General features: G+C 70.8%; 5 protein-coding genes. 4 read left to right on the plus strand and 1 reads right to left on the minus strand.

Annotated elements, in window-relative coordinates; translation table 11 throughout:
- The first annotated feature begins 234 nt into the window (after positions 1–234).
- A complete protein-coding gene (locus tag VNT50_RS12890; protein ID WP_325485509.1) occupies positions 235–873 on the plus strand; it encodes a 50S ribosomal protein L25/general stress protein Ctc in 639 nt (212 codons plus the stop codon).
- Between the two features lie 115 nt (positions 874–988).
- Entirely contained in the window at positions 989–1,573 is a 585-nt protein-coding gene (pth, locus tag VNT50_RS12895; RefSeq protein WP_325485510.1) for an aminoacyl-tRNA hydrolase, read from the plus strand.
- A gap of 21 nt (positions 1,574–1,594) precedes the next feature.
- On the opposite strand, the gene VNT50_RS12900 is transcribed toward pth, so the two are convergent.
- The gene (locus tag VNT50_RS12900; protein ID WP_325485511.1) at positions 1,595–2,104 is read right to left on the minus strand and encodes a hypothetical protein; all 510 of its coding nucleotides are present in this window, start codon (positions 2,102–2,104) and stop codon (positions 1,595–1,597) included.
- Between the two features lie 74 nt (positions 2,105–2,178).
- Between VNT50_RS12900 and mfd the strand changes: the two genes are divergently transcribed.
- Both mfd and VNT50_RS12910 read left to right on the plus strand, forming a co-directional pair.
- The gene (gene mfd / locus VNT50_RS12905; RefSeq protein WP_325485512.1) at positions 2,179–5,769 is read left to right on the plus strand and encodes a transcription-repair coupling factor; all 3,591 of its coding nucleotides are present in this window, start codon (positions 2,179–2,181) and stop codon (positions 5,767–5,769) included.
- A 48-nt stretch (positions 5,770–5,817) separates the two neighbouring features.
- Positions 5,818–6,417 carry a gamma carbonic anhydrase family protein gene (locus tag VNT50_RS12910; RefSeq protein ID WP_325485513.1) on the plus strand — a complete coding sequence of 200 codons (600 nt, stop codon included), beginning with the start codon at positions 5,818–5,820 and terminating at the stop codon, positions 6,415–6,417.
- Positions 6,418–6,596 lie beyond the last annotated feature (179 nt).

The raw sequence follows: 6,596 nt of genomic DNA on the forward strand, positions 1-6,596 counted from the left end.
CGGCGGCGCGGCGCCTCGTCCACGCGCGGTCGGGTATCAGAAGCGCCGTCGGGTAGGATAGGAGATCGACCCTCGGCGAGGGATCCGGAACAAGACGAAACCGTCGGCTCCGGCATCCGTTATCGACGCGGTGAAGTGGGCTTCCAGGCTTTCCTCACGCGTCTGCGTTCGAGTCGAAACCCCATAGACCACGGTGCGGCGCATTTTCTGCTGCACGCCCATAAGGAGAACCCCATGTCTGACGACAACAAGGTCCACGCCGAGCTTCGCGAGAACTTCGGCAAGGGCTACGCCCGCCGCCTCCGCGCGGCAGGCAAGATCCCCGCCGTCATCTACGGCCACGGCACCGAGCCCAAGCACGTCGCGCTGCCCGGCCACCAGGTGTCGCTGCTCATCCGTCGCGCTAACGCGGTGCTCGAGCTCGACGTCGCCGGCTCGCACGAGCTCACGCTCGTCAAGGACGTCCAGAAGGACCCCGTGCACCAGGTCATCGAGCACATCGACCTGCTCGTCGTGAAGAAGGGCGAGAAGATCCAGGTCGACGTGCCCGTCTCGCTCATCGGTGAGTCCGCCCCCGGCACGATCGCCGCGCAGGATGCGAACACCGTCCTTCTCGAGGTCGAGGCCACCCACATCCCCGAGCGCATCGAGGTCGACGTCGACGGTCTCGAGGACGGCACGCACATCACCGCCGCCGACCTCACGCTGCCCAAGGGCGCATCGTTGGTCGTCGACCCCGAGACGCTGATCGTCGCCATCTCGGTGCCGACCGACACCCTCGCCGCCGAGGACGAGATCGCCGAGGCCGATGCCGCGGTCGCCGCCGAGCAGGCAGAGGAATCCGAAGAGGCCAAGGAGGGCGCGTCCGAGTAATCGGCCTTCGCCCTCGAAGCCCGCTCCCGCATTAGTGTGGGGGCGGGCTTCGTCGTGGGCGGGCCCTGTCCGCCACGGCGCCTCGGCCGGCGGACGATGCAGAAAGGGCACGCGCGTGGCGGAGACCTGGCTCGTCGTCGGCCTCGGCAATCCGGGACCGCGATACGAGGCGACCCGGCACAACGTCGGACAGCTCGTCGTCGACGAGCTCGCGGCTCGTCGTGGCGAGGGCTTCACATCGCACAAGGCGAACGCCCGCATAGCCGAGACGTGGCTGCGACCGGGGTCCGCGAAGCTCGTGCTCGCCAAGCCGAACTCCTTCATGAACGTCTCGGGCGGCCCCGTCGCCGGGCTCGCGCGCTTCTTCGACGTCTCGCCCGCGCGCGTGGTCATCGTTCACGACGAACTCGACATCCCCTTCGACACGATCAAGCTCAAGGTGGGCGGCGGCCCCGGCGGACACAACGGCGTTCGCGACGTGGCCAAGGCGCTCGGTACTCCGGAGTTCCCGCGCGTGCGCGTCGGCATCGGGCGGCCGCCCGGTCGTCAGGATCCCGCCGACTGGGTGCTCCATCCCTTCGGATCGGCCGAGCGTGCGTCGCTGCCCATCATCGTGGGCGAGGCCGCGGATGCCGTCGAACAGCTGATCGGCGAGGGGCTCGTGGCCGCACAGCAGCGGTTCCACGCCCCACGCGTCTGATCCGGGGCGGGCGCACTCGCGCTAGGCGCCGATCGACGCGCCGGAGGTCAAGCCGAGGAACAGCGCGGTCCAGGCCACGACGACGAAGGCGCCCAGCGCGACCACGGCGATCACGACCGCCGCGATGCCCTGGCCGCGGCCGCGTCGCTTCGCGATCGCGACGATGCCCTGGATGAGCGCCCACGTGCCGAGCACCGTCCCGACCCAGAACGAGATCTCGCCGAGCAGCACCCAGTCGCGCACGGGTGAGAGGACGCGCCAGTTCCACTCGGCCGTCGCGGGCAGGAGCGCGACATCGCGCCCCGTGCCCAGGCCGATCCGGAACGCGGCGATGCCCGCGACGAGGGGCGCCGCGACGAGGGTCACGAGGGCCAGCACGAGGGCCACGACGCCGAGCGCGCGCGAGGGCGGGGCGGAGTAGGTCGCCGCGGCCGCGAACTGCGGATGCTGCGGCACGACGTACGGTGCGGCGTACGGGTGCGCGGGCGGGGGCGATCCCGGATGGCCGTAGGGGGGCTGCGGGTCGCTCACGGGTCCCATCCTAGGTGGGGGCCCGACGCGGCCCCGGGCACGGCGCGACGGGCTGAAGTGTCTAGACTCGTTCGGTGACTGTCTCGGGGATCGTGCGTGGGCTCGAGAGGGCAGAATCGTTCCGCGACGCGCTGACCGCGGCATCCGTCGATGCGGAGTTCGCGCTCGTCGACGGGCTCGACGCTCCGCTGCTCGCCGCCCTGCTGAGACGGCGCGCGGAGTCGGGCCGTCCGCCGGTCCTGCTGGCCATCACCCCCACGGGGCGCCGCGCGGAATCGCTCGGTCCGGCCCTGGCGGCCCTCGTCCCCGAAGCGACGCTCCTGCACTTCCCGGCGTGGGAGACCCTGCCCCACGAGCGGCTGAGCCCGAGCGCCGAGACCGTCGGCCGCCGACTCGCCGCCCTCAGCGCCATCGGCTCGTGGGACGGGAAGTCCCCCCTCATCGTCACCGCCTCCGTGCGCTCGGCGCTGCAGCCGCTCGCGCGGGGGCTGTCGCAGATCGTCCCGATCCGGTTGTCGGTCGGGGGACGGGGGCACGATCTCGCGCAGGTCTCCGACCGCCTCGTCGAGCTCGCGTACACGCGCGTCGACATGGTGTCCCGCCGCGGCGAGTTCGCCGTGCGCGGCGGCATCCTGGATGTCTTCCCGCCGACGGCCGACCACCCCTGCCGGGTGGAGTTCTTCGGCGACGAGGTGGATCAGATCCGTGCGTTCCAGGTGGCCGATCAGCGCTCCCTCCCCGGCGACATCCCCTCGGTCGAGCTCGCGCCGAGTCGCGAGCTGCTCCTCACGCCGGAGGTGCGGCAGCGCGCTCGGGAACTCCGCCACGAGTTTCCGGCGATCGCGGGGATGCTCGAGCGGATGGGCGAGGGCATCGCCGTCGAGGGCATGGAGTCCCTGACTCCCGCCGTCGCGGGGCCGTTGGTCTCGCTCGCCGACTACCTTCCCGAGGGGGCCGCGGTCGCGCTCGTCGACCCGGAGCGCTCGGTCTCGAGGGCGATCACCCTCGGCGACACGAACCGCGAGTTCCTCGAAGCCGCGTGGAGTGCGGCGACGTCGGGCGCCAAGGCGCCGATCGACCTCGGCGCCGGCGATTTCCTCACGATCCCGCGCCTCCGAGACGACGCGCACGAGCGGGGGGCGGTGTGGTGGACCCTCAACCCCTTCGACAGCGGCGCCGCCGACACCGACCAGGCGCCCGGTGAGACGGCCGCCGTCCGCGTTCCCGGCACCGCCGTGCCCTCGTTCCACGGCAACGTCGACGGGGCGACCGCCCACGTCGGAAGCCTGCTCCGCAGCGGCTGGAGTGTCGTGGTCGCGGCATCCGGAGCGGGTCTCGTGGAGCGCGCCCGCGACGTGCTCTCCGAGCGGGGTCTCGCCGCGCGCATCGAGGACGACCTGACCGCCGCACCCGAGCCGGGCATCGCCGTCGTCGTGCAGTGCACGATCGAGGAGGGGTTCCAGGTCGAGCACGCGCGGCTCGCCGTGCTCACCGAGGCGGAGTTCTACGGACGCACGATCGGCGGCGACAGCCGGGTCGTCAAGAAGCTGGCATCGCGCCGCAAGAACGTCGTCGACCCGCTCCAGCTGAAATCCGGCGATCACGTCGTGCACGCGACGCACGGCATCGGCCGCTTCGTCGAGATGACGCAGCGCGAGGTGTCCACCGGCGGACGCAACGCGGTGAAGACCGTGCGCGACTACCTCGTGATCGAGTACGCGCCCTCCAAACGTGGGTACCCGGGCGACAAGCTCTTCGTTCCGACCGATCAGCTCGACCTGCTCTCGAAGTACGTCGGCGGCGAGACTCCCGTGCTCTCCAAGATGGGCGGCAGCGACTGGGCTCAGGCGAAGGGCCGGGCGCGCAAGGCGGTGCGCGACATCGCGGTCGAGCTCGTCAAGCTGTACTCCGCGCGGATGGCCGCCAAGGGCCACGCCTTCGGCCCCGACACGCCATGGCAGCGTGAGCTCGAAGAGGCGTTCCCGTTCGCAGAGACCCCCGACCAGCTGCAGACCATCGACGAGATCAAGGCCGACATGGAGAGGCCGATCCCGATGGACCGTCTGCTCTCGGGCGATGTCGGGTTCGGCAAGACCGAGGTCGCGGTGCGGGCCGCGTTCAAGGCGATCCAGGACGGCAAGCAGGTCGCCATGCTCGTTCCCACGACCCTGCTCGTGAAGCAGCACGTCGAGACCTTCACCGAGCGTTTCGCCGGGTTCCCCGTCAAGGTCAAGGCGCTCTCGCGCTTCCAGACCGACAAGGAGGCCCGCGACACCCTCGACGGGCTGAGCGAGGGCACCGTCGACCTCGTGATCGGAACGCACCGCATCCTCACCGAGGGGATCGTGTTCAAGGACCTCGGCCTGATGATCATCGACGAGGAGCAGCGCTTCGGTGTCGAGCACAAGGACGCGCTGAAGAAGCTCAAGACGAACGTCGACATCCTCGCGATGAGCGCGACGCCGATCCCGCGGACGCTCGAGATGGCGGTCACCGGCATCCGCGAGATGTCGACGCTGCAGACCCCGCCGGAGGACCGGCATCCGATCCTGTCGTTCGTGGGCCCGAACAACGACAAGCAGATCGGTGCGGCGATCCGCCGCGAACTGCTGCGCGAGGGGCAGATCTTCTTCGTGCACAATCGGGTGCAGTCCATCCAGCGGGTCGCCGCGCACATCGCCGAACTCGTGCCCGAGGCGCGCATCGCCGTCGCGCACGGGCAGATGGGGGAGCACGCCCTCGAGCAGGTCGTCGACGACTTCTGGGAGCGAAAGTTCGACGTGCTCGTGTGCACCACGATCGTCGAGACCGGTCTCGACATCTCGAACGCGAACACGATCATCATCGACCGCGCCGACAAGTTCGGGCTCGCCCAGCTGCACCAGCTGCGGGGCCGCGTCGGCCGCGGCCGCGAGCGTGCGTACGCCTACTTCGTGTACGACGAGAACAAGCCGCTGTCCGAGACCGCGGCCGATCGTCTGCAGACGATCGCGGTGAACAACGACCTCGGATCGGGCATGCAGGTCGCGCTCAAGGACCTCGAGCTGCGCGGCGCGGGCAACCTGCTCGGTGCCGAGCAGGCGGGCCACATCGCGGGCGTCGGCTTCGACCTGTACCTGCGGATGATCGGCGAGGCGGTCGCCACCTTCCGGGGTGAGGATGTCGAGGGGCCGACCGAGCTGCGGCTCGAGCTGCCCGTCGACGCGCGCATCCCCGAGACCTACATCGACAGCGAGCGACTGCGCCTCGAGGCCTACCAGAAGCTCTCGGGCGCAGCATCCGCCACCGCGAAGGACGACGCGATCGACCTGGTCGTCGACGAACTCACCGACCGCTACGGCGATCCGCCGGCGGAGGTCGACGGGCTCATCGCGGTGGCGCGGCTGCGCCGGCGCGCGGCGCGGGCCGGGCTCGCCGACCTCGTGGCGATGGGCCAGAACCTCCGGGTCGCGCCCGCACCGCTCGCCGACTCGCTGCGGGTGCGCCTGCAGCGGCTGTACCCCGCGGCGAAGCTGCTGGCCGGGGGTGAGGCGCTGGTGGTGCCGATGCCGCGGCCGGACGGCGAGCCGCTGGGCGACGCCGCGCTGATCGCGTGGGTCTTGCAGCTTCTCGACCAGCTGTTCCCCGAGCCCGCACCGACCCCGGCGCCCGCCGGCGGAGAGTGAACGCCGCGGCATCCTGCGCGCTACGCTGACGCTGATCGAGGAGGAACAGTGGAGTTCGAGCACCTCGGGGCCAGGCCCCGCATCCATCGCGACGCGGTGGTCGCGCAGACGGCCGTCGTGAGCGGCGACGTCACGATCGGCGCGGACTGCCAGCTGCTGCACGGCGCCGTCGTGACGGCCGAGGGCGGACCCATCACGCTCGGCGAGAACGTCATCGTGATGGAGAACGCCGTCATCCGGGGGAGCGCTGCGAACCCGGTGCACATCGGCGACCACACGCTCGTCGGGCCCGGCGCCACGATCAGCGGCGCGACGGTGGGTGAGGAGGTCTTCCTCGCCACGGGCACGCGGGTCTTCAACGGCGCCCGCATCGGCGACCGCTGCGAAGTGCGCATCAACAGCGTCGTGCACCTGCGGACGGTGCTTGCGCCCGATACCGTCGTCCCGATCGGCTGGGTCGCGGTCGGCGATCCGGTGCAGCTGCTGTCGCCCGATCGGCACGACGAGATCTGGGCGGCGCAGAAGGAACTCGACTTCCCCGGATATGTCTTCGGGATCGACCGCGACACGCCCGACCTCATGGTTCAGCTCACCGAGCGCTACGGTCGCAGTCTCGCGCGGCACGCGACCGACCACCAGATCCGCTGACGTCCTGCGCGAGACTTCACTTAGGCACCTTCCCGAGCCCGATGAAGGTGCGCAAGTGAAGTTTCGCGCAGGGAGGGAGGGGGCGGGTCAGCCGGTGTTCTGGAGGCCGGCGGCCACGCCGCTGACCGAGAGCAGCAGCAGGCGCTGCTGCTCGGGGTCGGGCGACTCGGTGCCCGCCG

Origin of the sequence: Microbacterium sp. (genome assembly GCF_035554235.1) — a bacterium.
Lineage (GTDB): Bacteria > Actinomycetota > Actinomycetes > Actinomycetales > Microbacteriaceae > Microbacterium.